General features: G+C 47.2%; 18 protein-coding genes. 8 read left to right on the plus strand and 10 right to left on the minus strand.

Annotation, left to right across the window (positions count from 1 at the left end; genetic code table 11):
• Nucleotides 1–62 precede the first annotated feature (62 nt).
• The 4 genes from ACFS25_RS04340 to ACFS25_RS04355 form a co-directional block, all read right to left on the minus strand.
• Nucleotides 63–1367: a serine hydrolase gene (locus ACFS25_RS04340; protein WP_381497179.1), complete on the minus strand. Its 1305-nt coding sequence runs from the start codon at nt 1365–1367 to the stop codon at nt 63–65.
• Nucleotides 1368–1391: 24 nt separating this feature from the next.
• On the minus strand, nt 1392–1775 hold the full coding sequence (locus ACFS25_RS04345; RefSeq protein WP_381497180.1) for a DUF3037 domain-containing protein: 384 nt from the start codon (nt 1773–1775) through the stop codon (nt 1392–1394).
• Nucleotides 1753–2550: a HipA family kinase gene (locus ACFS25_RS04350; protein WP_381497181.1), complete on the minus strand. Its 798-nt coding sequence runs from the start codon at nt 2548–2550 to the stop codon at nt 1753–1755. The genes ACFS25_RS04345 and ACFS25_RS04350 overlap by 23 nt, the downstream gene beginning before the upstream one ends.
• Before the next feature lie 139 nt (nt 2551–2689).
• The gene (locus tag ACFS25_RS04355) at nt 2690–3307 is read right to left on the minus strand and encodes a YbhB/YbcL family Raf kinase inhibitor-like protein (protein ID WP_381497182.1); all 618 of its coding nucleotides are present in this window, start codon (nt 3305–3307) and stop codon (nt 2690–2692) included.
• Nucleotides 3308–3807: 500 nt separating this feature from the next.
• On the opposite strand from ACFS25_RS04355, the gene ACFS25_RS04360 reads away from it, so the two are divergent.
• Nucleotides 3808–4158, plus strand: coding sequence for an MmcQ/YjbR family DNA-binding protein (locus ACFS25_RS04360; protein WP_381497183.1), 351 nt, complete (start codon nt 3808–3810; stop codon nt 4156–4158).
• A 161-nt stretch (nt 4159–4319) separates the two neighbouring features.
• On the plus strand, nt 4320–5546 hold the full coding sequence (locus ACFS25_RS04365) for an ABC transporter permease (RefSeq protein WP_381497184.1): 1227 nt from the start codon (nt 4320–4322) through the stop codon (nt 5544–5546).
• Nucleotides 5547–5737: 191 nt separating this feature from the next.
• Here the strand turns inward: ACFS25_RS04365 and ACFS25_RS04370 are convergent, their stop codons facing one another.
• On the minus strand, nt 5738–6274 hold the full coding sequence (locus ACFS25_RS04370) for a pyridoxamine 5'-phosphate oxidase family protein (protein ID WP_381497185.1): 537 nt from the start codon (nt 6272–6274) through the stop codon (nt 5738–5740).
• Nucleotides 6275–6701: 427 nt separating this feature from the next.
• Between ACFS25_RS04370 and ACFS25_RS04375 the strand changes: the two genes are divergently transcribed.
• From ACFS25_RS04375 to ACFS25_RS04395, 5 genes are all read left to right on the plus strand, one after another.
• Nucleotides 6702–7706: an NAD(P)/FAD-dependent oxidoreductase gene (locus ACFS25_RS04375; protein ID WP_381497186.1), complete on the plus strand. Its 1005-nt coding sequence runs from the start codon at nt 6702–6704 to the stop codon at nt 7704–7706.
• Between the two features lies 1 nt (nt 7707).
• A complete protein-coding gene (locus ACFS25_RS04380; protein WP_381497187.1) occupies nt 7708–8025 on the plus strand; it encodes a 2Fe-2S iron-sulfur cluster-binding protein in 318 nt (105 codons plus the stop codon).
• Between the two features lie 137 nt (nt 8026–8162).
• On the plus strand, nt 8163–10301 hold the full coding sequence (locus tag ACFS25_RS04385) for a S9 family peptidase (RefSeq protein ID WP_381497188.1): 2139 nt from the start codon (nt 8163–8165) through the stop codon (nt 10299–10301).
• Nucleotides 10302–10426: 125 nt separating this feature from the next.
• A complete protein-coding gene (locus ACFS25_RS04390) occupies nt 10427–13309 on the plus strand; it encodes a M14 family zinc carboxypeptidase (RefSeq protein ID WP_381497189.1) in 2883 nt (960 codons plus the stop codon).
• A 136-nt stretch (nt 13310–13445) separates the two neighbouring features.
• A complete protein-coding gene (locus ACFS25_RS04395) occupies nt 13446–14525 on the plus strand; it encodes a hypothetical protein (RefSeq protein WP_381497190.1) in 1080 nt (359 codons plus the stop codon).
• 115 nt (nt 14526–14640) lie between these two features.
• Here the strand turns inward: ACFS25_RS04395 and ACFS25_RS04400 are convergent, their stop codons facing one another.
• From ACFS25_RS04400 to ACFS25_RS04415, 4 genes are all read right to left on the minus strand, one after another.
• On the minus strand, nt 14641–15570 hold the full coding sequence (locus ACFS25_RS04400) for a nucleoside hydrolase (RefSeq protein WP_381497191.1): 930 nt from the start codon (nt 15568–15570) through the stop codon (nt 14641–14643).
• 109 nt (nt 15571–15679) lie between these two features.
• Nucleotides 15680–16429 carry a subclass B1 metallo-beta-lactamase gene (gene bla / locus ACFS25_RS04405; protein ID WP_381497192.1) on the minus strand — a complete coding sequence of 250 codons (750 nt, stop codon included), beginning with the start codon at nt 16427–16429 and terminating at the stop codon, nt 15680–15682.
• A 57-nt stretch (nt 16430–16486) separates the two neighbouring features.
• A complete protein-coding gene (locus tag ACFS25_RS04410; protein WP_381497193.1) occupies nt 16487–17551 on the minus strand; it encodes a purine nucleoside permease in 1065 nt (354 codons plus the stop codon).
• Nucleotides 17552–17570: 19 nt separating this feature from the next.
• Nucleotides 17571–19460, minus strand: a complete 1890-nt coding sequence (locus ACFS25_RS04415) for a CocE/NonD family hydrolase (RefSeq protein ID WP_381497194.1) — start codon at nt 19458–19460, stop codon at nt 17571–17573.
• A 704-nt stretch (nt 19461–20164) separates the two neighbouring features.
• Between ACFS25_RS04415 and ACFS25_RS04420 the strand changes: the two genes are divergently transcribed.
• A complete protein-coding gene (locus ACFS25_RS04420; protein WP_381497195.1) occupies nt 20165–23170 on the plus strand; it encodes a DPP IV N-terminal domain-containing protein in 3006 nt (1001 codons plus the stop codon).
• 130 nt (nt 23171–23300) lie between these two features.
• Here the strand turns inward: ACFS25_RS04420 and ACFS25_RS04425 are convergent, their stop codons facing one another.
• On the minus strand, nt 23301–24410 hold the full coding sequence (locus ACFS25_RS04425) for a serine hydrolase domain-containing protein (RefSeq protein WP_381497196.1): 1110 nt from the start codon (nt 24408–24410) through the stop codon (nt 23301–23303).
• Nucleotides 24411–24452 lie beyond the last annotated feature (42 nt).

Raw genomic sequence — 24452 nt, forward strand, 5'->3', positions numbered from 1 at the left:
AGGCGTTTGTTTTGGGTAAATAACGCGAATTCTACACCAAAGACCATAAGCTGGTTACCGGCTTAATTAGCAACATCCTTAACGACCGGTCGATCATCATTTCGGCGCTTTTCGTAAGGTATCTTAAAGGTGCTTAAGTCGGGTCTATAATTCCGCTTGCGTTTCAACTCGTACTGATATATTGTTTGGCCAAGTTGGTACATGAAGGGGTTTCCTACGCTTTCGAATTCATATTTATCGTCGTTCAATATTCCATCGCTATTCACGTAAACCGTAGCGGTTAGCATATATTCGATTTTGTTCTTGAAATCGGCCACATAAGATGCATCCGTCAAAAAGCCATAGGCCCAGCCTACCTTATTAAAAACCCGCACACCTTCGGGCATCTGGTGGTGCAAACTATCCATGAAAAAGAATTTCACATAACTGTCGTAATACTGCTTCGCGTCGTATTTGGGATAATTAGTTTCGCCGGGAAATTGCGACAGGTATTGATACAGAAATGCGTAATCGTCTTTCGTCAACGTAAACCGTTGCTTCGCCGGAACGGAGAGAGGAAACAGTACCGATTGAAGAATTTGCTGGAAAGTTTCGAGCGGCATTTTGTTACGCTCCGTAAAATTAAATGGCTCATTTACCAAGCTGTCTTTCCCGGTGTAATAACCCTTGCCAAGTTTGGCAATTCGACTGAAATCGAACGGGTCTGCATTATAAGCTGCTGGTTGCGCATAGATTACTTTCCCGTCTTCCTGAATAAACCGAATAGGATTTGTATGGCGGTTTTCTTCGGATGTCATCCTGACAAATCGATGCGTAATTCGCGTATCTAAATACCCTTTAGCGTGTAATGAACGAGTGATCGAGCCTTGGCCGAGAAATTCATACATACGACTGTAGGCATCGTTATCACTCACCAAAAAAGCTTTTCTAATAAATTGAGCAATGGAAGGGTAACCGCTTTGGGCGGTGTTGTCCCGCCATTCGTTGGTTTGACCGCTGTAGGCACTGTCAAATTGCATAGCCGTGAACTTAGTCACGTTCGGGATTTTCAGCGTATTTAATTTTTCCAGAGACAGTAAGGCGAGTGGTAATTTTACGGTGGAAGCCGGACTGAAAAACTCTGTACTATCGACCCGAAAATAATAATTCTTGAACGAAGGCGTATTGTTTTTATCCCGGTTTATCTGCGTGTAAATAATTTGCAGTCGATAGGTTTCAGGATGCTTTATGACCTGCTGAAATATGGAATTGGCGTTAGTTGAGAATAACTTCGTCAGGAGTGCATGCGTTCGGGCCTGACCGTAGCCAGACGTTGCGAAGACACAGATCAATAGAATTCCAAGTAGATGCTTTGTAAATGAGCACATGGTGACGAAGAGGAAAAAGCTTTGTTACTGAACTAGTTGAGCAAAGAGCCGCGCGAGTGTTTCTTCGGCATTTACACACAACCCAGGATGAACAGGCGATACCTGCACGACGGTACTACGCGTGGCCGTGAGCCAGCGAAAACGCGAAGCTATTGGTAATTGACCAATCGTGCCCCCTTCTCGGCGACCCGCACAAATACGCTTGAAGGCGCGAAGGCGTTCGTCCAGTTCCCGCATATCTAACTCACCCGAAAAAGCGCGAAGCCGTTCCTGAGGCAACTCAAACATCGTTTGCAAAAAACCTTGCGCGGAGCAATAGAGAATGACGCCGACGTTAAGAAACTCTTCGCGTTCGACGCGCGGCATAACGCGGATAACGGCATACTCAAACAAGTGCTTTTCTGGCATACTGCGCTTCTTTGATAAAAATTTCTGATGAGGCAAGTCGAGCCTCTAAAAACTGGACGTACACCTGTCGCTGCTCATCAGCCGACTCCAACGTTGACTCGTTCGTCAGCCATTCGTCAGGAATTAATGAGACAATTGACTGGATGCGTTCTGGGGTAAGAATAGTACGAAACTCGGCGTCGACGGCATTAAGTTCGGTGGCTTGTGGTAGCAATACGTGGTCTTTGACCTGCACGAAGGGCCGCCGGCTTTGTTCCTCCCAATTGTCCCAGGAGTGATGAAAATAGAGTGCTGCGCCGTGGTCAATCAGCCATAATTCTTTATGCCAGATAAGCATATTCGTATTGCGCGCTGTACGATCCACATTCGTCACCAGACAATCGAGCCAAACAATTTGCGAGGCTAGTTTGGCCGCGACAGTCGTAACCAGTGGATCGAACGTAATAGAGCCGGACAGGTAATGAAGTCCGAGGTTAAGTCCTTCGCTGGCCCGCAGCAAGTCCTGAATTTCTTCATCCGGTTCGGTGCGGCCAAAGGCAGAATCGAGCGTAGCAAACACGATCTCCGGTATCCGAAGCCCAAGGGCACGGGCGATTTCACCAGCGACAAGTTCAGCAATAAGGGCTTTTGCACCCTGACCCGCCCCGCGAAACTTCAGTACGTAAAGAAAATCATCATCGGCCTCCACAAGGGCAGGCAACGAACCGCCTTCACGCAACGGTTTGGCGTAGCGCGTCACAGCAACAGTTCTAAGTTGAGGTTGGCTATAACTCACAAGTTGTTAGTCAAAATGTAGGCATTCGGCGCTACACCGAGTGGGATGTAGCGCTACGTCGGAAGGAACTGGCATGTCTGTAACGTCACAGACCTTTGTGATAACCGAAACGTAAGAACTGCTACGTTTGTAAATCAATTTACTGCGGACGCTTGAACAAACCTACATACGCGGCTTTTCCCAATACATGCCCCTGTAGTGCTTTTAATACATTCGAACGCGTTTCTAAGCCTTTTTCTGCTCCTTCTGTACTGGGCTTTACATCGAGTTTCGTATCTAAAGCATAAATTTCAAATACGTAATGATGCAAGGGTCCCGAAGCCGCAGCACCCGGACCGCGATAAGACGGCGTGAGTAAATTTACCTGGTAACTGCCATCTGCCAGTTGGGCACCGCCAGGAATACCTTCGGGCAACCCTGTAAGAGTACCCGGAATGTTCCAGACCAGCCAATGTAGATTATCATCCGTAGATTTGTTGCGACTCACATCGACATCATGCATGTGGAGCACGAAACTCTGCGTACCTGCTGGCACGTTGGTCCAGCTTAACTCTGGCGATGTACCGCCCCCCGGTGCCGCTCCAGGAGCGGCCTGGGTAAACTTGATAGGGATAATTCCACCATCTGAGAAGGCTGTAGTTGTTAACCGCATTGGCGGAACTGCGGGAGCTGTTGCTGTTGTAGAGGTCGGTTGTTGAGCGAAAGTCAATGAAATCGTACTGGCCAGCAGCGTAAAAGCAATGAATAATCGTTTCATTTTAGGTTTAACGTTTGGTTTAAATCTGAGGTACTACTATATGCATTGGTGAAAAAAGCTTTAGCTAATTATCGCCTATAACCTACTGATTAACAGATGTACAATCTTTGTCGAAGGGTGGTCAGTTTCAGAAATAGATTCAGTGTTATAGTATTGAATAAGTGTATTTTTAGCAATATGACCTATACACGACCTGTAAATAAAGAAAGAAACGTACTGCATAAGCCATTCTGTAGGGTCTAGATTCCTTCAATCTAAAGCTAAATATTATGAATACAAGTTCTTTTGCGAAAATTGCCCTGACTCTGGCAATGGCACTTTTCACAACGATACTGCTTGCCCAAAGTAAGTCGGACACGGTTGCAATTCAAACAACAGGATGAAGTAATGGCACGGAATGAGGGAGTAATATACTCTCAACAATTCGCAAAGGCGGGCACGTTTACAAATTGGCTTACAGGTTTAAATTGACAAACTACTAGTTACTAACAAATTTGAAAATGATTGACTTGGATCTGATTAGACAAATAGCCCTATCGTTTCCCGAAACGAGTGAACAACCTCATTTTGAAAAGCCTTCGTTCAAAGTAGGGAAAAAGGTTTTTGCAACCTACAACGGGCCACATAATCGGGTTTGTGTTAAACTATCCGAAATAGACCAGAACGTTTTTTCGTCATTTGATACCTCCATTATTTTTCCTGTTCCGAACAAGTGGGGCAAACAAGGCTGGACACTCATCAACTTGCTTAAAGTCCCTGAAGAGACGCTCGTAGATGCATTGACAATGGCCTATTGCGAGGTAGCCCCTAAAAAATTGTCAATCCTTGTAAAACAAAACCGGGATGAGTAATGGCATTTAAGGCATGACTAAAATGCACGTAGGGCAGAAAAATCAACGTAAGTGGGTAACCAATCCGCTTATCACATAAGCCTTCCATTCAGTTGGTAAAGTGTTCTACCTTGTGCCTTCTCCGCTACCGCTAACCAGTACTCGTCATCAATAAACCAGTCATGGGCAAGAAAATATTACTTTCGTTTGCGAATGCCCTACAAAACATTCGTACCCGCTTTTTTCATACCGTTTTGTCGATACTGGGTATTGTGATTGGGGTGGCAGCATTGGTGGCTATGCTTTCGCTGATCGACGGCATGGAGCAATATGCCCGTGAGCAAATCACGAAAACTACCTCATTGAAAGCCATTCTGATACAACCCAATCTCTACAAATCAGTAAATGAGGTGAGCGTGCGGAAACAGGATTATGCCTATTTAGAGTACGATGCCTTCCTGAAAATGCGGTCGGCCCTGACCAAGCCAGCAACGGGCTATCTCTATAGCCGACACACCGATGAAATCACGATGAAGGCAAACCACCAGTCTATCGGCACGATTGTTACCGGAACCAGCCTGCCGCTTCATCCAGATATACAGCTATTGTATGGCACCGCTTTTACGGAATCTGATCTGAAAAACAGAGGCAATGTTGCCTTTATCAATCAACGGCTGGCTAAGCAATTAGTGGGTAAGAAGCCGGAGCAAACGGCTATCAATCAGCACATTGTGTATAAGGGTAACGTATTGACAGTGATCGGAGTTTCGGCCGACAAAGATGCTAAGGTTGGTCAGTTGCTGATGCCCGTTACCCTATTTTCAGATAGTGCTCTAAAAGCTAATCCGCCTATGGGCATAATTGAAGCCGAGAACGTAGAAGAAGTTCCTGAACTTAAAAAACAGATTGAGAACTGGTTAACAGCCAACATGAAAACCAAACTGGCCGATTTTTCAATTATTACCAACGAGCAGCGTGTCAATCAGATAGCGAAAGGCTTTCTTCTATTTCGCCTGATTATGGGTATGATTGTGGGTATTTCGGTGCTGGTTGGCGGGATTGGTGTTATGAATGTATTGTTGATTTCAGTAACGGAGCGGACGGTTGAAATTGGCATTCGTAAGGCCCTCGGCGCGAAAAAGCGGGATATTTTATGGCAATTTCTATCTGAATCCATCACCATTTCAACCTTTGGCAGTTTGCTCGGCCTTGCACTGGGGTTGTTAAGTACGCTTGCGTTTGTCCCAATTGTGAAAGCGCTCACCGATATTCCTTTTCAGATGGCGTATACCTGGAATACGTTTACCATCATTCTGGTGGTTGCGATGCTGATAGGGGTCATTTTTGGAACCTATCCTGCCATGCGAGCCGCTCGCCTTGACCCCGTCGAAGCGATTCGGCGCGAGTAAGTTATTAAGGTCTGATAAGTTTCTGCGCTGATCGGTCGCTAAAAAGTATATATATAACAGCAGGCCGTTTTATCTACAGAAATATACTGATTTACAGCCTTTATCTCCATATGATTTTAGTTTTCGGTCAGGTTTTGGCATTATAAAGAATCTGTCTGGCGCGAATCACAGACTCGCGCCAGACAGATTCTTTATACTACTAACTTACCTTCAATAGAATCATCCAGCGTTTTACCCAAAATAGCACCTGCGGCCATCTTTACAAACGCCACCGCATTACCGTGTTTATTGTCCCAGTAATAACCTTCCTGCGAGTCTACTTTTATGACCGTAATGCGCGGATCGTCAACACCTTCGGTAAACCACGTTTTTAAGATAGGCTCCCAAAGTTCTTTGATGAGAGCTTTATCTTTAGATATAGTGGCCGACCCATATACACTCAGAAAGTCGGAATAGTCCGAACCCTGGAACAAGAGATGAACCTGGCTATCGGTCTGTATCTCCGCATTTTTATGGCTGTCGTCAGCGCTTAAAAACCAAAAGCTGCCTTCTTCGTCAACCTTCTGCACCGACATGGGCCTCGTTTTCAGCGGTTCTCCGGTCGTAATCTTCGTGCAGAAATAACACGTGTTGCTTTTGCCAACCAGTTCTTTAATTTTCTTCCCAGCTTCAATACCGGCCAGGTCTTTGTGATTTTCTTCGGGTTGCTGTTGATTGATGCTATCCATACCGTTTTGTTGATCAATGAATCATTATTTCATTCCTTAGACGATCAACAAAAAACTGGACTAACCCTCTTTGAACGCATTATAGATGCTATATTTTCTTAGCCTACGGTCAGGTTTCAACAACTGTTCATTCGGTGATAAATGATTTTATTAAACATATTGGATTTGGTGAATTGTTAAAAAACTTTCCAGCAACCGGTTTGATACCTTGCTTGTGTAACTAAGCGAACCGTCGTGGCAGGGCAGGCTTCGTGAATACACTGTAATCTGGCAACAGGCGTGAGTGTATTTCTTTGTATTCCGTTTGCTTATCCATCATTCCAATTTATCATTTACTCCGGCCATAGGTCAGCCCTACCTTTGTGGTGTATTATGACGCTGTAGCCGTGCCACAAGTCAACGTGTGGCATGGTTGCTTTTCAACCAAATGATAACAACAGATATTTGCCTGATTGGCGCCGGTCCGGTGGGCCTGTTCGCCGTTTTTGAAGCTGGTTTACTGAAAATGCGCTGCCACCTGATTGATGCGTTGCCGCAGGTTGGTGGGCAACTTTCGGAGATATATCCACAGAAGCCAATTTATGACATTCCCGGTTATCCGGCCATCAACGCGCAGGTTCTGGTCGACAACCTGATGGAGCAGATTGCCCCGTTCAATCCCGGTTTTACGCTGGGTGAGCGCGTCGAGATGGTAGACAGGCAAAGCGATGGTTCCTATATAGTCACAACGAACGAAGGCACGGCTGTACACTGCCAGGTGTTGGTCATTGCTGGTGGACTTGGGTGTTTTGAACCGCGTAAGCCCGATATTATAAATCTGGAGCGATTTGAAGGCAAGGGTGTTGCCTACATGGTGAAGAATCCCGAACAGTTACGCGACCGTCGAGTAGTACTCGCCGGTGGTGGCGACTCGGCTCTCGACTGGACGGTTTTCCTCGCTGATATTGCCAGTGAAGTTACACTGGTTCACCGTAGCGATACGTTCCGTGGTGCACCCGATTCGGCAGAAAAAGTATTCAGTTTGGCTAGTCAAGGTCGTGTTAATCTTGTGCTGCAATCGACCATCACCAGTATCAATGGGAACGGACATTTGCAGGAAGTCAATATTACCGCGAAAGATAAAACAGTGACGACGCTCGCTGCCGATCATCTGATTCCACTTTTTGGTTTGACGCCCAAACTGGGACCCATCGCCGAGTGGGGACTTACCATCGATAAATCGGCTATCCACGTCAACACGACAGATTACTCGACCAATATCGAACGGATTTACGCCATTGGCGATATAAACACCTATCCGGGTAAGCTGAAACTGATTTTATGTGGCTTTCACGAAGCCGCGCTCATGTGTCAGAGTGCGTTCCGGTACGTATATCCCGACCAGAAATTGAGCTTTAAATACACGACCGTCAACGGTATTCCCACTTTCTGATATGATTCAGTTTACCATAGAAGATCGCAACGGTGAGCGGGAGCCGATAGAAATACCGGAAGGAATTACGCTAAGCCTTATGGAAGTGCTGAAAGCGTCCGACTACAACATTCTGGCGACTTGCGGAGGAATGGCCCTCTGCGCAACCTGTCATGTGCAAGTTCTGGCTGGATTCGAGTCATTGCCGTCAGCGCAGGACACTGAATTAGATATGCTGGACACCTTACCCGATGCCGAATCTGATAGCCGATTGGCTTGCCAAATCCGTGTAAATGAAACATTGGAGGGCGCTGTTTTTAGGATAAAAGGTTCAGCGTAAGAGTAGACTTATGGTAGAATAGGGCTGATTTGTAGAATTTTATTTCTTCAATTAACTGAAATAGGAAATAATATGCTTAGTTTGAGTCTATTTGCCAATCGGCTCATTCAAGCATATTATTCTTCCTTCTTCAGTCCATGAAAAAGTTTACCTTCTTCTGCCTGGCAATGGGCCTCTTCATTGCCCAAACGATTCCTTTACTTGCCCAGACATTCTCACTGGAATCGGTGAAAAGCTACCCGTTTCCAACGGAGTTGACCAGTTCGGCGCAGGGGTCGCGTATTGCGTGGGCATTCGACGAACAGGGTAAACGTAATGTGTACGTAGCCGAAGGCCCGGACTTTACACCTCGCAAACTCACAAAGTACACAGAAGACGACGGGCAGGAAATTACCAGTCTGTCGATTTCCGATGACGGGAAATGGGTGGTTTTCGTGCGTGGTGGCGATCACGGTGCCAACTGGGATGATGAATTACCCGTCAACACAACCTCATCGCCCGTGTCGCCCAAAGTACAGGTTTGGAGTATTCCCTTCACGGGTGGTGAAGCGAAAGCAATCGCCGAGGGTGATATACCCGTTATTTCCCCAAAAAGCGACCGGATTGCGTTTATTAAAGGCGGTCAGGTTTGGATTTCACCGGCTGATGGTTCATCGGCTGCTAAAGCCCTGTTTAACGCACGCGGCACAAATAGCTCCATTAAATGGTCGCCCGATGGGTCGAAAATGGCCTTTGTTTGTGATCGGAAAGACCACGCCTTTGTCGGTGTTTTCACCAATGAAACAACGCCAATTATCTGGATTGCTCCCTCTTTCTCGCAGGACGATTCACCGCGCTGGTCGCCCGATGGAAAACGACTTGTGTTTGTTCGTACACCCGGTTCCGGTGGCGCACCTGACTCTTTGCTGACGCGCAAACATCGCCCCTGGTCCATCTGGACTGCCGATGCTGCGTCGGGTACAGCGTCACAAATCTGGCAGGCACCTAAAACGCTGGCTGGTTCAGTACCGAATACGCATGGAGGTTTTAATTTAAACTGGGCCGCCAACGAGCGAATTGTCTTCATGTCGTATCAGGATGGCTGGCCTCATTTGTATTCTATTGCATCGTCTGGTGGAACGCCGTTGTTACTGACCCCTGCTCCATTTATGGCTGAGCACATCTCGCTGAGTCATGATCGAAAATGGCTTTTGTTCAGTGGAAATACGGGTCCTGATAAGTTAGATATCGACCGTCGGCATGTGGTACGGGTACCCGTCGATAAGGCCGAAATGGAAGTGCTTACACCCGGTACCGGTCTCGAATGGACGCCGGTCGTAACGGGCGATGGAATGACTGTTGCGATGATTAGTGCCACGGCCCAACGGCCTCCGCTGCCCACTGTAATGGCGTTTACAAAAGGCACGCCAAAACTTCTCGCTCAGAATTTAGTGCCCGCCAGTTTCCCTCAAAACCAGTTAGTTACCCCCAAACAAGTTACTTTTAAATCGCCGGATGGCATGACCATACATGGTCAGCTTTTTGAGCCAGCAGGTGGATCTTCGAAGAAATCCGCTGAACGCAGCCCGGCACTCATCTACGTGCATGGCGGGCCTCCCCGTCAAATGTTGCTGGGCTGGAATTATTCGGATTATTACGCCAATTCATACGCGCTTAACCAATATCTGGCTAGTCAGGGTTTTGTGGTATTATCGGTGAATTATCGGTTAGGCATTGGCTACGGCTATGATTTCCACCAGCCCGCCAATGGTGGTGCAGCCGGTGCGTCAGAATATCAGGATGTTCGTGCAGCGGCTGTATGGTTAACGGAGCAGCCGCAGGTCGATGCGGCCAGAATTGGAATTTATGGTGGCTCCTACGGTGGTTACCTCACCGCGCTAGCTTTGGCTCGTGACTCGAAACTCTTTGCGGCTGGCGTCGATATTCACGGTGTCCATGATTGGAGTCAGCAGCGATATGGTATTACCCAGACCGACCGATTTGAAAAGATTCCCGATGCTGAAAAAGCTGCTAAAGTCGTATGGGAATCGTCGCCGGTTTCGTCGGTAAGTAGCTGGACATCGCCCGTACTTATTATTCATGGGGACGACGACCGCAATGTACGGTTCAACCAGAGTACCGACTTGGTTCGACGCCTTGACGCAAAAGGCATTCCAATGGAAACCCTCGTTATTGTCGATGATACGCACCATTGGATGAAACACACCAACGCCCTGAAAATGGGAGCCGCTACCGCTGACTATTTCAAGCGGAAACTGCTGAAACCGAAGCAGTAACAGTGTGGTGTCAGTTTCCTAAAACTGACACCACACTGTTTGATGGCGGGAACGTCTGCATCGGTGGCTCCCGCCATCAACAATTAATTCTTAACCAATACCTCTTTTTAATCAAAACTCTTCTTATGCAAACGTTTATTAGTAAACGACTTAGCGTACTTCTTGCCGGGCTAATGCTCGGCAGTATATCACTTCGAGCGCAGTCAACCGGAGCGCCGAACATTGACGAGACGTATAACGAGAAAATCAAGGAGTATACGACTGATAAACGATTCTTGCCCGCTTCGGTGTTGAACCTTCCTAATGATCCGAAAGTGCCTTCACCACGTACCCATTTCGGACAGATTATCGGGACGCCGGGCATTATTCACCGTACGCCCGAGATTTACGCATACTATAAGAAATTGATGGAATCGTCGCCAAACATCACGATCCAGCAAGTGAGCACGACCGAAGAAGGTCGCCCGATTCAGTTGGTTGCTATTGGCAGCGAGGAATCTATGAAACGGCTCGATCACTACAAAAAACAACTCGCCCTGCTGGCCGATCCGCGTAAAGTTGGTACGCAGGATATTGAGAAAATTCTGGGCGATACCAAATTGGTGTATTACTTGAACGGCGGTCTGCATTCGCCGGAAATGGGTTCGCCGGAGATGCTGATGGAACTGGCCTATCGGCTGGTTACCAGTCAGACACCAGAGATAAAAACCATTCGCGACAACATCATTGTCATTATTAACCCAGTGTCGGAGCCCGACGGCTGGGATAAGCAGGTCGATTGGTACTACCGTTATTTCAAGGCCCGGAAAGTGTATGATGATGGTTTCCCGGACTCGCCACCGTATTGGGGAAAATACGTTTTTCATGACAACAACCGGGATGGTTTGCAGATATCGCAGTCGCTGACCAAAGCCATGTATAAAATATTTTACGAGTGGCACCCTACCGCCAGCCTCGATTTGCACGAGTCCGTACCGCTATTATACATCTCAACCGGAACAGGTCCTTATAACGAAACCATCGACCCGATAACCATTGGCGAATGGCAGACTATGGCCAATCATGATATGGCATCGTTGGCTGCGCAGGGGTTGCCAGGTGTGTTTACATGGGCATTTTACGATGGCTGGTATCCTGGTTATGCGCTTTGGATCTCTAATAATCACAATGCGGTTGGACGTTTTTATGAGACATTCGGCAATTCAGGGGCTAATACGTATCTACGCGATTTGTCGGAAGATAAATATGCGGGTGATCCCGTTACAGCGAAAGAGTGGTACCGGCCTGATCCGGCTACTGAAAAAGTGTATTGGTCATACCGGAACAATATCAACTACATGGAGGCTGGCGTGCTGGCATCGCTGACGTATGGAGCGACGAATAGTAGGATGCTGCTAAAGAATTTTTACCAGAAAGGGCTAAATAATATCCGAAAAGGCACCGAAGAAACACCACGCGCTTTTGTTATTCCGAAAAACCAGCGTGACCCGGCGATGGCGGTTTACCTCGTTAATCAGCTTCGGGCGCAGGCTATTGAGGTTCATAAAGCTGAATCTGGTAAAAATCAGGGCGATTATGTGGTGTTGCTAAACCAGCCGTATCGCAATCTGGCGGTATCGCTGCTGACCAAGCAGAACTATCCCAAAGAAGCTAAATTTCCACCATACGATGATATTGCCTGGACATTGGGTTATCTATATGGCGTTGATGTGAAAGCCGAAGACAGCATCAACTACGTAACCAGCGATCTGAAAATGATTAGAGACGATGTGAAATATGCTGGCAATATCAATGGTGAAGGCACCGATTACGTACTGAATTATAAAGGCCAGAACAACGTACTGCCCGCACTTCTCTGGATGAAAACACAAGGGAAACAGGCCAAAGCTATTGTACTGGATACGAAAACTACCATTTCCGGGAGTAAAGACACGTTGGCAGCCGGTGCCGTGGTATTCAAGGGTTTAACCACCGATCAATCCAAAAAACTAGCGACGCAGTTTGGTCTCGATTTGCAGGCCACAAAGGGTGATTTGACGGGCGCTGGCGTGCCGTTGCGCCAGCACGAAGTCAGTTTGCCGCGCGTGGCTATTTATCATAGCTGGCTCTATACCCAAGATGAAGGTTGGGCACGTTACACATTCGAGCAGCGTGGTATTCCCTACACATCCATCAACAAAGACCATCTGAAAGCGGGCGAACTTCGAAAGAGATTCGACGTGATACTCATTCCCCGGATATACGGTTCGGCAACTACATTTATCCACGAAATAGATTCAAAATTTGGCCCGTTACCGTATACTAAAACCGCTGAATTTCCATCACACGGATTCCCCGATGCTACTAATGACATTACTGGCGGACCGGGCTTTGCCGGGGTTGAAAACCTGAAAAAATTTGTGGAAGCGGGTGGCGTGCTCGTTACGTTGGATAACTCATCGAAGATGATTGCCGAAACGGGTATTACCCTCGATCTGGAAGCCGTCAGTGCGCCAACGCTGTTCCATCCGGGTTCGGTGGTACAAGTGAAAAACCGGAAACCCGAGAGCCCAATCATGTATGGTTTCCCGGAGACGTTTTCAATTTTCCGAGGAAATTCACCTCTTCTTCAAACAAAGAAATTTAATCGCGACATGATGCTGATGCAATACGGCACCAAATTGCTTAAAGACGAAGAAGAATATAAAGGGGCGATTATGGGAATGCCTGACAAGAAACCTGCGAAAGAGAAGGCGTCAACACCGAAAAAGGAAGACCCGTATGTGCTTTCGGGTATGGTTCGCAATGAGCAGACGATTATTGGGCATGGCGGCATTTTCAACGTTCCGGTGGGTTCAGGCCGCCTAATTGCATTCACTTTCGATCCGCTGCACCGCTACCTGAATCATCATGATGCGCCCTTACTCTGGAACGTGCTCATTAACTGGAATCATTTAGACACGCCAGCTAGCCCGGCCACGGCTGAAACGACGACTCAACCGGCAACGAAAACCGGTGGTGAAGACTAAAACGCCTTTGATTGATTAGGAAACCTACATTAGTTTAGTCTGTATTTGACAATTTCTGTATCGAAAAGGTCGTCTGTGAATAGCTACTACTCTATCCATGACGACCTTTTCGGTACCGAAACTTATCCGTAGCTCTATGTTTACTACCCGTAGTTTCTGGCTTAAGTTTTTTGAAGTTCTTTGCCTGATCGTTGTCATTTTTGGTCTAACCCAATCCTTGGAAGACGTGTCAATGTGGCAATTCAAAGTGGTTAATGATTGGGCTAAATCGTTGCCACTTCTGGCGGCTATGCTGGTCGTAAGTTTCCTGCTGGCCTATGGTTGGCAACGCAGCGGGAAAGGCGATCAGTTACATAAACCGCTTCAGATCATTGTTGCCTTTTATGTAGCCTATTCCATTACGGGTTATGGCGCGGCCAAAATTTTGAAAACCCAATTTCAACCCCCTAATTATGTCTTGGAAACGCCCATTAAAGATCTTAGCGGGTTCTGGCTAACGTGGACTTATTACGGCTACTCGCAAACGATGGCTTATATTCTGGGCTGGACACAAATCGTTGGTTGCATTCTTCTCTTATTTCGATATACCCGGCTGATCGGGGTTTTCGTCTTGTTGCCAGTGATGGTCAATATTGATTTAATTGACCATTTCTATGAAATTTCTCCGTTGGCCTATTACAATGCGTTGCAGTATACGTTCCTGTTGTTTTTCCTGTTGGCCTTGGATTACGACAAACTGAAGGCCGTTTTTCTGTCCTATCAGGAAAAAATTAGCTTTAACAGGAAGAGCATCTTATTGAACATCCTTCGGGTTTTGGTGATTGGTGTGGCATTTTGGCGGATCAGTTCGTTGAAGGAATCATTTCAGCCGAAAACAAAAATCAATGGCGTGTGGCAAGTAGAAGCGATGACCAGAAACGATAAATTGGTCTCCCCAATAGCTAGTCAGGACTCCGCCTGGTCGAAGATTTATTTCGAATGGCGATACGGTTGTTTGTTCAAGTATAACCCTGACAAGTTTCAGAAACAGGATTTACATGGTACCTATAAAATAGATGAAACGGCCAAAATTGTCAGTGTTGGCTTTCCAAAAGAAAACGGAGCGCCGAGTGATTCGCTTCGCCTGAATTACCAACTGCTGAACGACAGTACCTTGACTATGCAGGGAAACTATAAGCAGACCGCCCTAACGCTGAAGTTGAAAAAACTAATTTAAGTGAGTTGATAATGTTTTTTCCCACGGCCTGTGTCCTCACAGGCCGTTTTTTCTGTTCATTGCTTTCGTGTGTTCAGTCCGTGGGGACATAGACTGTGGGAAAGTAAACTTTGAGTTATTGCTTAAACTGTGCCAGGAGGTAATCATAAAAATAGGCCGTATTGACGTTGGTTGCTATTTTTAGCGTATAGCCTGCTTCATCCAGATACGTTTGTCCGGCGTTGGGCGGGCGGGTGCTGACGTTCGCTTTTACGATTTCGGTTGTGAACTGATCGGGCATGGCTAAATAGCTAGTAGCCAGGATGTCCCACATAAAATACGTGTAATGGTAGCTTGGAATTGTGTCAATTGTCAACGCCCACAACTGGCCTGCAAGATTGGATAGTTTATAGTCAATTTGCGTCGCTAATGTTGACAGGAATACCTTCGTAACTGGAGCATGATTGGTCACATCCAACGGAATTAATGTTAACGGCAGCTCAAACGAAACCAGCTTCTGTGCGCTTATCGGGTCCCAGAATACATTCCATTCGGCAGTGCCATCGTGTTGAAACGTTTGAACGTTTCCGTGAACTCTAAAGGCCCCGGCCATCCAAACAACTTCGGCTATTTTATCTTTTAATTCCGGTGCTTTCTCTAAAGCCAGAACAAGATTTGAACATGGTCCGGTTAGCAAAATCGTTACTTTATCGCTGGCAGAGGATAGCTTGTCAACGATCAAATCGGCTGCGCTCTGATACGTATATGGGTCAGGTGCTTGCGGAAGATTTATCAGCAGTGGCAAGGCATTAATGATCTCAGGGCGCGCCCGCCATTCGTTCGGGAAAGCGTTGACGCCGTAGTAGTCACCTCGCCCCAGTGGGATGGTTTCTTTACCTACTAACTGGAGCAGCTTATATGTAGATTCGAGGGCAGGTTCAATATAACAATCGGCGGGCGTAACGGTGATTCCGATCAAGTCTACATCGGGCATTGTCAAGACGAGCAACTGAGACAGCAAATCATCAATCGCCCCATCGTGGTCCATTAAAAGAAGTTTGGCCATATGGACTCGCACCGGCGGACCGGCAGATTTTTATAATACTTATGAACAGGTATGTTTTTTTGTTTTATAAGCCCTGTAGACTCAGTCTGTGAGGTCATGGCGAGACAATTCACTTTTGGGCTGCTTTGTGCTTTTCCAGCAACGTTAAAGTGTGTTCCAGCGATTTTGTGTCGCCCCAATCCTGATGGCCGGGTACGACAATTCGGGCAGTACCAAACTGGCTCATCACGTTCCGAATAGTAACCGCCCACTCAGCCAGGTTGGCATCGGCGAGGTTACCCATTCCGAAGGCGGCTACACTTTTTATCAGACAGCCACCATACAATATTTGCTGATTGGGTAGCCATACTACGATGTTGTCGCTGGTATGCCCCTGGCCGGGAAAGAAGCAGCGAATGGGCTCTTGACCGATTGAAAAGGTCGTATCATTTGATAAAATTCCTTCGGGCGATTCGAAGCCGAGCTTAACCGATTTCCGGGCAGTCAACGGCGTACTAATGACCCGGACGCCTGCTTTTCGGAGCTCACTAATCCCGCCCATTTTATCTTCGTGGGCGTGTGTGACGATGCAAAGCCGAACAGGCTGGTGCAGATTATCGGAAACCCATTGGAGTAATTGTCTGGTATTATCGGTGTTAGTATCGCTGTCCCAACCTGTGTCAATCAGGACAATGCCGTCTTTGGTTTTAATAATCAACCCATTAGATGGAAAGGGCATTTTGCCATACATACCATAGGTCGTATGGACGGAAACCTGATCGTTGAGGGGCGTAACGGTAAGTTTAGGCGTCGGTGAAGATTGCGCTTGCGCAAAATTCCGGAGAAGAAGGAACAGTAAAAATGCAAGTAGATTACGCATAGATTAGCGTTGAATCGGTGATTTCAGGATAAAACAAGCGCTGATAAAAATTATTGTTCACTTGTCGGCCGGTGTTTTGTTCTTATAGACTTTCCAGTTGTTAATCAATTGATCCACAACTACTATGCCCGTTTTATAAGCCGCTTCTAACGCCGGAATATAAGCTGTATAGCGTTCGCCTATGGCTTTTCCACCATTGGTTAGGTTTTCTGCGGCTGTAACGCCAGAGGGTTGCATGGTATAATTGCTGGCGGTTCGTAAGACCAAATACCGGTTAACGTTGGCTTTCCCTGCGGCACTCAGCCATTGCAACGACTGACCGGTTCCGGTATCCTCCATGGCCGATGTCACAAAATTACCTTTTCCCTGTGTCCAGTATTTGACCCATTGGTTGGCCCAATCGTTGAGGTATTTGCCATGCCAGAAGGTCATCGCAGCTAAATGGTCGCCCATCATCACACGAGGAGGTTCCTGTGCTTTTGGGTAATCACTGTAACCAGCCCGCATCTTTCGAAGCGTTTCAGTATCATCCAGCCGGATGTCTTTCGTCAATGCATACGCCCAGTTTACCAGACCCGAATTCAAATGAATGGAAACGGTAAAATCATTATCCTGGGCAGGTTCTTCATAAGGTTTTGTTCGGCGTAATGGTAAATAACCCGTTGACCAATCCTTGGGGATTTCGCGCGAGTCAATTTCGTGAGCCAGATCACCATCGACCAGCCATTCGGCCCAGGCTGCCGAACCGGCACTACCATCCTGTGGATCGATGCCCGCAATACCCGCCACGAGCCAATACGCGTGCGACAAATCAAATCGGGGGTCCATACCCAATGCCATAATGGAGGCCGCCGAACGAGCCGTTCCCATACCTGTGCAAATACCCAGCACCTGCTTTTCTGGATTATAACGGAGATTGCGGTAGCCCTGGGGGAACGGAATTGTTTGTGCCAACGGCAACCGTTCGACCCAATATTGGAACTCGCCTGGCCGGTCGCCCGTGTCAGCTCCAATCTCAAACATGGTGATAATGACTACCCGAACCGGAATAGGTTTGGGCGATTGAGCATATACGGGGACGCTGGCGAGCAGTAGCAAGATAATTGCTATTGATTTTTTCATTCGTTTGAATATAAGTGGGTTAGGGTGCCAGTACACCAACTTTTAGAAAACTGACACCCGGCTTGCCATGATAAACGCGGTGGGTTGCCTTCTGAAAATCAGCTTCTTTGGCGCTGAAAATTGGCACAAACGTTTGTGGATTTCGGTCTGCCCAGGGAAAGCATGAACTTTGCACCTGCACCATCAACCGGTGGCCTTTTTTGAATGTATGCAGCACATCCTGTAGCTCTACCGAAACCTGGGTTGGCTGGTTAGGCTTAAAGGGTTCGGGTTTACTGATGTTGTTGCGATAGCGTCCGCGAATGATCTCACTGCGAATCAGTTGTTGATAATCGCCGTAAACTACATCTTTCTTCAGCGGGTTTTGTGGCGCATTGGGCGGATATACGTCAATCACTTTCACCATCCAATCGGCATCGGTGCCCGTGGTCGATACCGTAAGTTGCGCCAGAATTGGTCCGGCCAATGTCAGATCATCCGTAAGCGTATCGGTTTGGAACGTCAGCACATCAGGACGCACCGACGCAAACCGTTGATCTTCGACCATATAATCAGCCGAGAAACCGTCGTTAATCTTGCTGGAAAATGGAACCGGATGGGCGGGGTCAGATAGGAATTCGGAGAAGGCGGCTCCCGTTGCCGATGGGGTGAAACTGAGCTTGCCACTGCCCCCTAAATACAACTGTTTTTGCACCATTCCCTTTGGCGGATACGTATCAAAGCTACGCCAGCGGTTCGTGCCCGTTTCAAATAACGTTGCTTCGGGCAGAGCTACCGGGGTTGTTTCATTGAAAAGGTAATGCTTGAAAAATTTGGCTTCGATATTTTCCTGATAATACGGTGATGTTTTGGAGCCGAAATCCTGGTCGGCCAGCGTTTGGCCCGACGGACCCGCCCAGCCACCATGTACCCAGGGACCTACCACAAATATGTTCTGGATACCAGGATTCTGTTTTTCGATGGCTTTATACGTATTGAACGTTCCGAATAAATCCTGCTCATCATACCAGCCACCAACGACCATTACGGCATGTTTGATGCCTTTGAGGTGGGGCAGAATGTTGCGTTTTTTCCAGTGCTCGTCATAATCGGGATGCTCGAAATTCTCGTGGTAATATTTATTCCGACCCTTATAATATTGACTCTCCGAATTTGCTGTCGGCCCCATATTCAGGTAGTAATGATAACCATCGGGGTCATTGATATCAAACAGCGACGGTGGATTTTGCTTGGTCGGTTGTTTGTGCTCCTGAAAAAATGCGTAGAATCCAAAGTTGGCCGCAATCATAAATGCCCCATTATGAAACGCATCATCGCGCCAGAGGTCGGCCATTGGCGCTTGTGGCGAAGACGCTTTCAAGGCCGGGTGCCCCGATACTGACCCTGCCGACGTGAAGAAACCGGGATAGCTGATGCCCCATTGACCCACGTTGCCATTATTAGCGGGTAAGTTTTTTAATAGCCAGTCAATTGTGTCGTAGGTATCAGATGCTTCGTCGTGATCAGCGGTCCCTTTTTTGATATCCACATGCGGAGTCATTTCTACAAACGTCCCTTCCGAGGCCCAACGCCCACGAACGTCTTGATAGACAACGATGTAGCTATCGCGTAACATAAACGCATTTGGCCCAACACGCCGACGAAAGCGATCTGTTCCATAAGGAGCGCAACTATATGGCGTGCGCTGGATGAGCATTGGATGCTTCACCGACTGATCTTTAGGCGCATATACCTGCGTGAATAGCTTCGTGCCATCCCGCATGGGCACCATAAATTCAGATTTTTGATAATTTTCACGCACATAGGCTGAATCCTGCGAGGGCGTAAACGGATACGGATTGGCAGGCGGAACCGTTTGAGCGACAGCCAGAGCTGGAATCAGCAGCAGAAGGGTGAGGAACGTTTTCAAAGGATATGCTGGAATGAAGTTCTTTTTCGGTGCAAAATAGCGTCTAATTCGCTTACATATGGCGTTCGTTTCTCAAAACTGACGCTGTGTGTCTAAGTAATAGAGAGAAACAAAAAAATACTACCAACACAATAAGGTTGACTAGATAAATCGAAATAAATTTTTGCGGATTTTCAGACGAGATTTTACTTGCAAATTTTTGCTGTAAAGTGATCATATATTTATCGAGTTGACTGATTTATTAATATTTATAAAATAACTAAATATAGATAAAGTATAAATTTTCTGGTTTGATATAAAGAGGAATTTATCTTTTGAAGTCTCTCATCAAGTCTATTAATAATATAGTCTTAAGAAGTGTGCTATTGGGTTATAAAATGTATTAATTATATTGTTGTCGGTACCCCGCACATCTTCTGTTGAGTCTTGTTAATCAGCAAGTTTGCTTCATAAATTCATGATTTTTAGTGTAAAAATTACACACTAAAAACTGCCACTTAATTTTTGTGAATTTCTTATTAAATAGTTGGATTATACTAGCGAGAAGTCATGTAGTTTAAGTTGAAAACGTAAGACTTTTTGAATTAAACTGAAAATAGAAACTCAAAATTTTAGCCGTAATTCCTTCTGTTAAACATAGCGCTTCTGTTAGTAAAAATTACAATTGCCTCTTTTATTATTTAATCCTTAACCAGTCAATTTTTATGAAACTCCATTTTGTACTTATTCGATTCATATTGCTTTTCGGTATGCTGGGAGTTAGCGTTGCTCGAACACTGGCCCAGTCCGACTCGCTACATATCACTGTTTCGGAAGGGACTAACATGGGGGTAGCCCTCTCGCCCGATGGTCAATCGGTAGCGATTGATTTACAAGGCACTATATGGCTGTTACCGGCTAAAGGCGGAGTAGCCCGCGCATTGACTGATTTTCGTGATGGTGCCCACCAACCAACATGGTCGCCCGATGGGAAACGGATTGCCTACTCGTCGTTTCGTGATGGGACTTTCCATATTTACAGTATTAAACCTGATGGATCGGACTTGCAAAAACACACGACAGGCGAGTTCGATTATCGCGAACCAAATTATTCGCCTGATGGTAACCGGCTTGTTTTTTCGTCGGATCAGGGCGGTAATTATAACGTATGGGAGCTAACGTTGAAAACACAGGAACTGAAGCAAATTACGGACAATACGGGCAACGAATACACACCATCGTATTCGCCCGATGGTAAGCGAATTGCATACATCGCCACCCGACCCGATGTCTCAGGACTGTACGTTTGGGAAGGCGGTAAAGAAACATTAATCTGGAAAACAACGGCAACGCTGGGTGCACCGGCCTGGACAAAAGACGGCGCATCGCTGATTTTGCAAACGACTGCTAGTGGGGCTACCTCGTTGGTTGTCAAAGCGATAAAAGCAGGGATTGAGCCTACCGTAATTTCGGCAACTCAGGAAGATGTCTTTCCATTTCGCCCTTCGGTGGCAGCCGATGGTTCTATCTGGTACACCGCCGACGGAGCTATTAAATGGAAAAATGCCGACTTCTCTCAAACCAAAAAAGTAGCGTGGCAGGCTACGTTATCGCTTAACCGTAAGCCATATACCCGAAAAACGTATCTGCTCGACAATCCGAATCCCCGACCCGTGAAAGGTATTCGCGCACCGGTGGTTTCGCCCGATGGAAAAGCAATCGTTTTTACGGCAGTGGGCGATTTGTATTGGTTGGATATTGGCACACCGACACCTAAAAAGTTAACCGACGACGCGTTCATAGAAGCTGACCCCTGTTTTTCTCCTGATGGGCGATACATCGTATTTTCGTCCGACCGTTCGGGGAGTATTAATTTGTGGGTAAGAGATTTAAAGACCGGTCAGGATCGCCAGATGACTAACGGGTCGGAGGAGGTTACCACGCCAATTTTTTCGCCCGATGGCAAACGCATTGCTTACTTTCTGCTCGATCGGGCGGCCTTTGGGCGTAGCGTGTTGCATACGATAGATATGCCAGCCTCAGAAGATCAGCCTTTTTCGACACCCAAAAAAGTGTATGACCCGCTTTTTGGTCCCGGTGTGCCAAGCTGGTCTCCCGACGGCAAACAAATTGCGGTCTCGGCGCTGGATGTGTATTCCAGCCGCTTTCGGGAAGGCTTAAATCAGTTTCTTATCATTCCGAGTCAGGGTGGAGGGGCCGGGCTTGAAATGAAACCGGATTCAGCCGGTCAGACCCTTAGTTTTCGGGGACGTAGTGGCCCTAGCTGGTCGCCCGATGGCCGATGGATGGCGTATGTACTCGATGGCTTTTTATGGACATTGCCTGTCACGCCGGAAGGTAAACAAACCGCTCCGCCTATTCAGCGCACAAAAGTACTAGCTGACAACATGAGCTGGACTGCCGATTCAAAAACGCTGGTTTATCTGGCTATTGATTCGCTCAAGCAACTGGATATTGCCACAAATCGAATCACAAGTATTCCGCTCGACTTTACATATCAGGTCAAATTGCCCACTGAGCCGACGATTATTCATGCCGGAAAACTCTTCGACGGCAAAACAAATACGTATCGTGAGAACGTAGATATTATTCTGGAAGGCACCCGAATCCGGGCTATCGAACCGCATCAGGCCGGGCGAAAAGGAAAACTAGTCGATGCGTCTAAACTTACCGTTATGCCCGGTCTTTGGGAAATGCACACCCACCAGAGCATTTTGTCGGGCGAAAAACAGGGTCGTATTTGGCTGAGTCATGGCATCACCAGCATTCGTGAAACGGGGGCCGATCCATATGATGCACTCGAACGGCGGGAAGCCTGGGATGCCGGTGTTCGAGTGGGGCCGCGTTCTTTTTATACCGGTACACTAAATGAAGGGTATCGGCTTTATTATGGACTGGCGACCAGTATCCGAAGTGAGTCTCAACTGCGTATGGAACTTGACCGGGCAAAACGGCTAGATTACGATCTGTTGAAATGCTATGTTCGATTGCCAGACCGTTTACAGCAACTAGCCGCCGAACTGGCTCACCAGATTGGTATTCCGGTAACATCGCATGAGCTGTATCCGGCGGTGAAATACGATATTGATGGCGTTGAACATTCGTCGGCTACAAGTCGCCGGGGTTTCTCCCTGAAACTCACCTCGACCAATCATATTTATGGCGATGTCTTGGCTCTGGTTGCTAAGTCGGGTATGAACATGACGCCTACAACGAGCTTGCAAGGTGGATTTTCTTATCAAACGCAGCGTGATACAAGTTTACTCAGCTACAAGCCGTTCACTCATTTTTACAACGAAACCTACCGAAATAATTTGATGGCGCAACTACAAACCATGCGTCGTATGATGCCCGGTGCTGTAGAAAACTTTAAAACGTTGGCTCAAAATGTGAAGAAATTCCTAGACGCAGGTGCCCGAATGACACCCGGTACTGACTCTCCACTGATTCCCTATGGATTGAGTTTGCAGGTGGAATTACAGAACTGGGTCGAAGGGGGCGTTACTCCCTTCCAGACACTTCGGGCCGCTACACTTTGGTCGGCAGAAGCGGCTGGTGTTGGTAAAGATGTTGGCAGTATAGAAGTTGGTAAACTCGCCGATTTGATTGCCGTTGACGGTGACCCGCTGAACAAAATCCGGGACACGATGAACGTGCGCTATACAATCAAAAACGGGAATGTCTGGCCACTGGCTGAGTTACTTAAATAGCGCAGTTTAGGGTGAATCATTAGATGCACAAAGCGCCCAAGACCACGTGGTCTTGGGCGCTTTGTGTTTTAGACTAACGAAGTAATAACTAATTCCGTAGTCTGTGAGAATGCGAACTAACCTATTGAGTTTATTTTTCGCTAACCGGTTTTTCCGCTGCTGAACGCAGATAAAGCATAGCTACTTCCTTCGCTATGCTTTCGGGATTTGCTGTCTCGCCATTTGTCAGGACAATTATAGAAAGGCCCGCCTGTGGGAAACGGGTATACTCCGTTCGAAAGCCGGGTAGCGAGCCGCCGTGGTGAACCCACTGAAAACTCTGCAGCGTATCAACCCGCCAACCTAGCCCATACGGGTAGGGAGTACCATCTTTGAGCACAAAAGGCGTCATCATCTGTTTCTGACTATCTTTCGTCAAAATTTTGGTGGTGTACAACGCGGCATCCCATTTTGCCAAATCCAGTACCGTCGACAAAAAGGCACCACTGGGCCGCAAGGCGAGGTAAGCCAGTGCGCGCTGAAGGTGATCTTCCTCCCAGGTGTAGCCGTCTACCCGGTTTGGCACAATCTCACTAGGGGTAGTGGTTCGGGTGTTGGTCATCCCTGTCGGAGTGAAAACCCGTTGTTTCAGAAATGCATCCCAGGGTTGACCCGACACTTTACGGATAATGTCGGCCAGCGCAAAATAACCAACGTTGCAATACTGCCACTTTGTGCCAATCGGAAACTGTAGAGGCAAGGGAAATGCTGACTGAACGATCACTGAGTCTGGCTGTATTTTGGCGGGATCAAAAGCGGGAGCCTCCCGGACAATCCCGGATGTGTGAGACAGCAGATGACGTAAGGTAATGCCCTGCCAGGTTTGGGGTGCCTGCGGATAATATTTATGAATATCGTCGTCGAGTTGCAGCTTGCCTTCCTGCGCCAATATCAGAATGCCCGTTGCCAGAAACTGTTTGCTGACAGACGCGATGGCGAATACACTTTGCGGAGTTGCTGGTACATTTAGTTCGACATTGGCCATCCCATAGCCTTTTGCCAGCGTCACATTTCCCCGATGGACAACCGCAATTGAAACACCCTGAACGTGTTTTTTGCTCATATGAGCCAGGACAATCTCATCGACACTGTCGGTAGAAACCTGATTTGTAAGCTGTGCCCAACCCGGATAGAAACCTACTAAAAACGCGATTAGTAAAAGCGGAATGGTACGCGCCTTCGGTACAGATAAGAAAGTCATATAGTTAGAGGAAGGAGAAGTGAGTGTTACGGTGGTTGGTCT

The sequence above is a fragment of the Spirosoma flavum genome (assembly GCF_042686045.1).
GTDB classification, from domain to species: Bacteria; Bacteroidota; Bacteroidia; order Cytophagales; family Spirosomataceae; genus Spirosoma; species Spirosoma flavum.

Excerpts from the sequence above, each read along its gene's own strand:
- ACFS25_RS04340 (WP_381497179.1), bottom strand. The coding sequence starts at position 1,367 with ATGTGCTCATTTACAAAGCATCTACTTGGAATTCTATTGATCTGTGTC.
- ACFS25_RS04345 (WP_381497180.1), bottom strand. The coding sequence starts at position 1,775 with ATGCCAGAAAAGCACTTGTTTGAGTATGCCGTTATCCGCGTTATGCCG.
- ACFS25_RS04355 (WP_381497182.1), bottom strand. The coding sequence starts at position 3,307 with ATGAAACGATTATTCATTGCTTTTACGCTGCTGGCCAGTACGATTTCA.
- ACFS25_RS04360 (WP_381497183.1), top strand. The coding sequence starts at position 3,808 with ATGATTGACTTGGATCTGATTAGACAAATAGCCCTATCGTTTCCCGAA.
- ACFS25_RS04365 (WP_381497184.1), top strand. The coding sequence starts at position 4,320 with ATGGGCAAGAAAATATTACTTTCGTTTGCGAATGCCCTACAAAACATT.
- ACFS25_RS04370 (WP_381497185.1), bottom strand. The coding sequence starts at position 6,274 with ATGGATAGCATCAATCAACAGCAACCCGAAGAAAATCACAAAGACCTG.
- ACFS25_RS04375 (WP_381497186.1), top strand. The coding sequence starts at position 6,702 with ATGATAACAACAGATATTTGCCTGATTGGCGCCGGTCCGGTGGGCCTG.
- ACFS25_RS04380 (WP_381497187.1), top strand. The coding sequence starts at position 7,708 with ATGATTCAGTTTACCATAGAAGATCGCAACGGTGAGCGGGAGCCGATA.
- ACFS25_RS04385 (WP_381497188.1), top strand. The coding sequence starts at position 8,163 with ATGAAAAAGTTTACCTTCTTCTGCCTGGCAATGGGCCTCTTCATTGCC.
- ACFS25_RS04390 (WP_381497189.1), top strand. The coding sequence starts at position 10,427 with ATGCAAACGTTTATTAGTAAACGACTTAGCGTACTTCTTGCCGGGCTA.
- ACFS25_RS04395 (WP_381497190.1), top strand. The coding sequence starts at position 13,446 with ATGTTTACTACCCGTAGTTTCTGGCTTAAGTTTTTTGAAGTTCTTTGC.
- ACFS25_RS04400 (WP_381497191.1), bottom strand. The coding sequence starts at position 15,570 with ATGGCCAAACTTCTTTTAATGGACCACGATGGGGCGATTGATGATTTG.
- bla (WP_381497192.1), bottom strand. The coding sequence starts at position 16,429 with ATGCGTAATCTACTTGCATTTTTACTGTTCCTTCTTCTCCGGAATTTT.
- ACFS25_RS04410 (WP_381497193.1), bottom strand. The coding sequence starts at position 17,551 with ATGAAAAAATCAATAGCAATTATCTTGCTACTGCTCGCCAGCGTCCCC.
- ACFS25_RS04420 (WP_381497195.1), top strand. The coding sequence starts at position 20,165 with ATGAAACTCCATTTTGTACTTATTCGATTCATATTGCTTTTCGGTATG.
- ACFS25_RS04425 (WP_381497196.1), bottom strand. The coding sequence starts at position 24,410 with ATGACTTTCTTATCTGTACCGAAGGCGCGTACCATTCCGCTTTTACTA.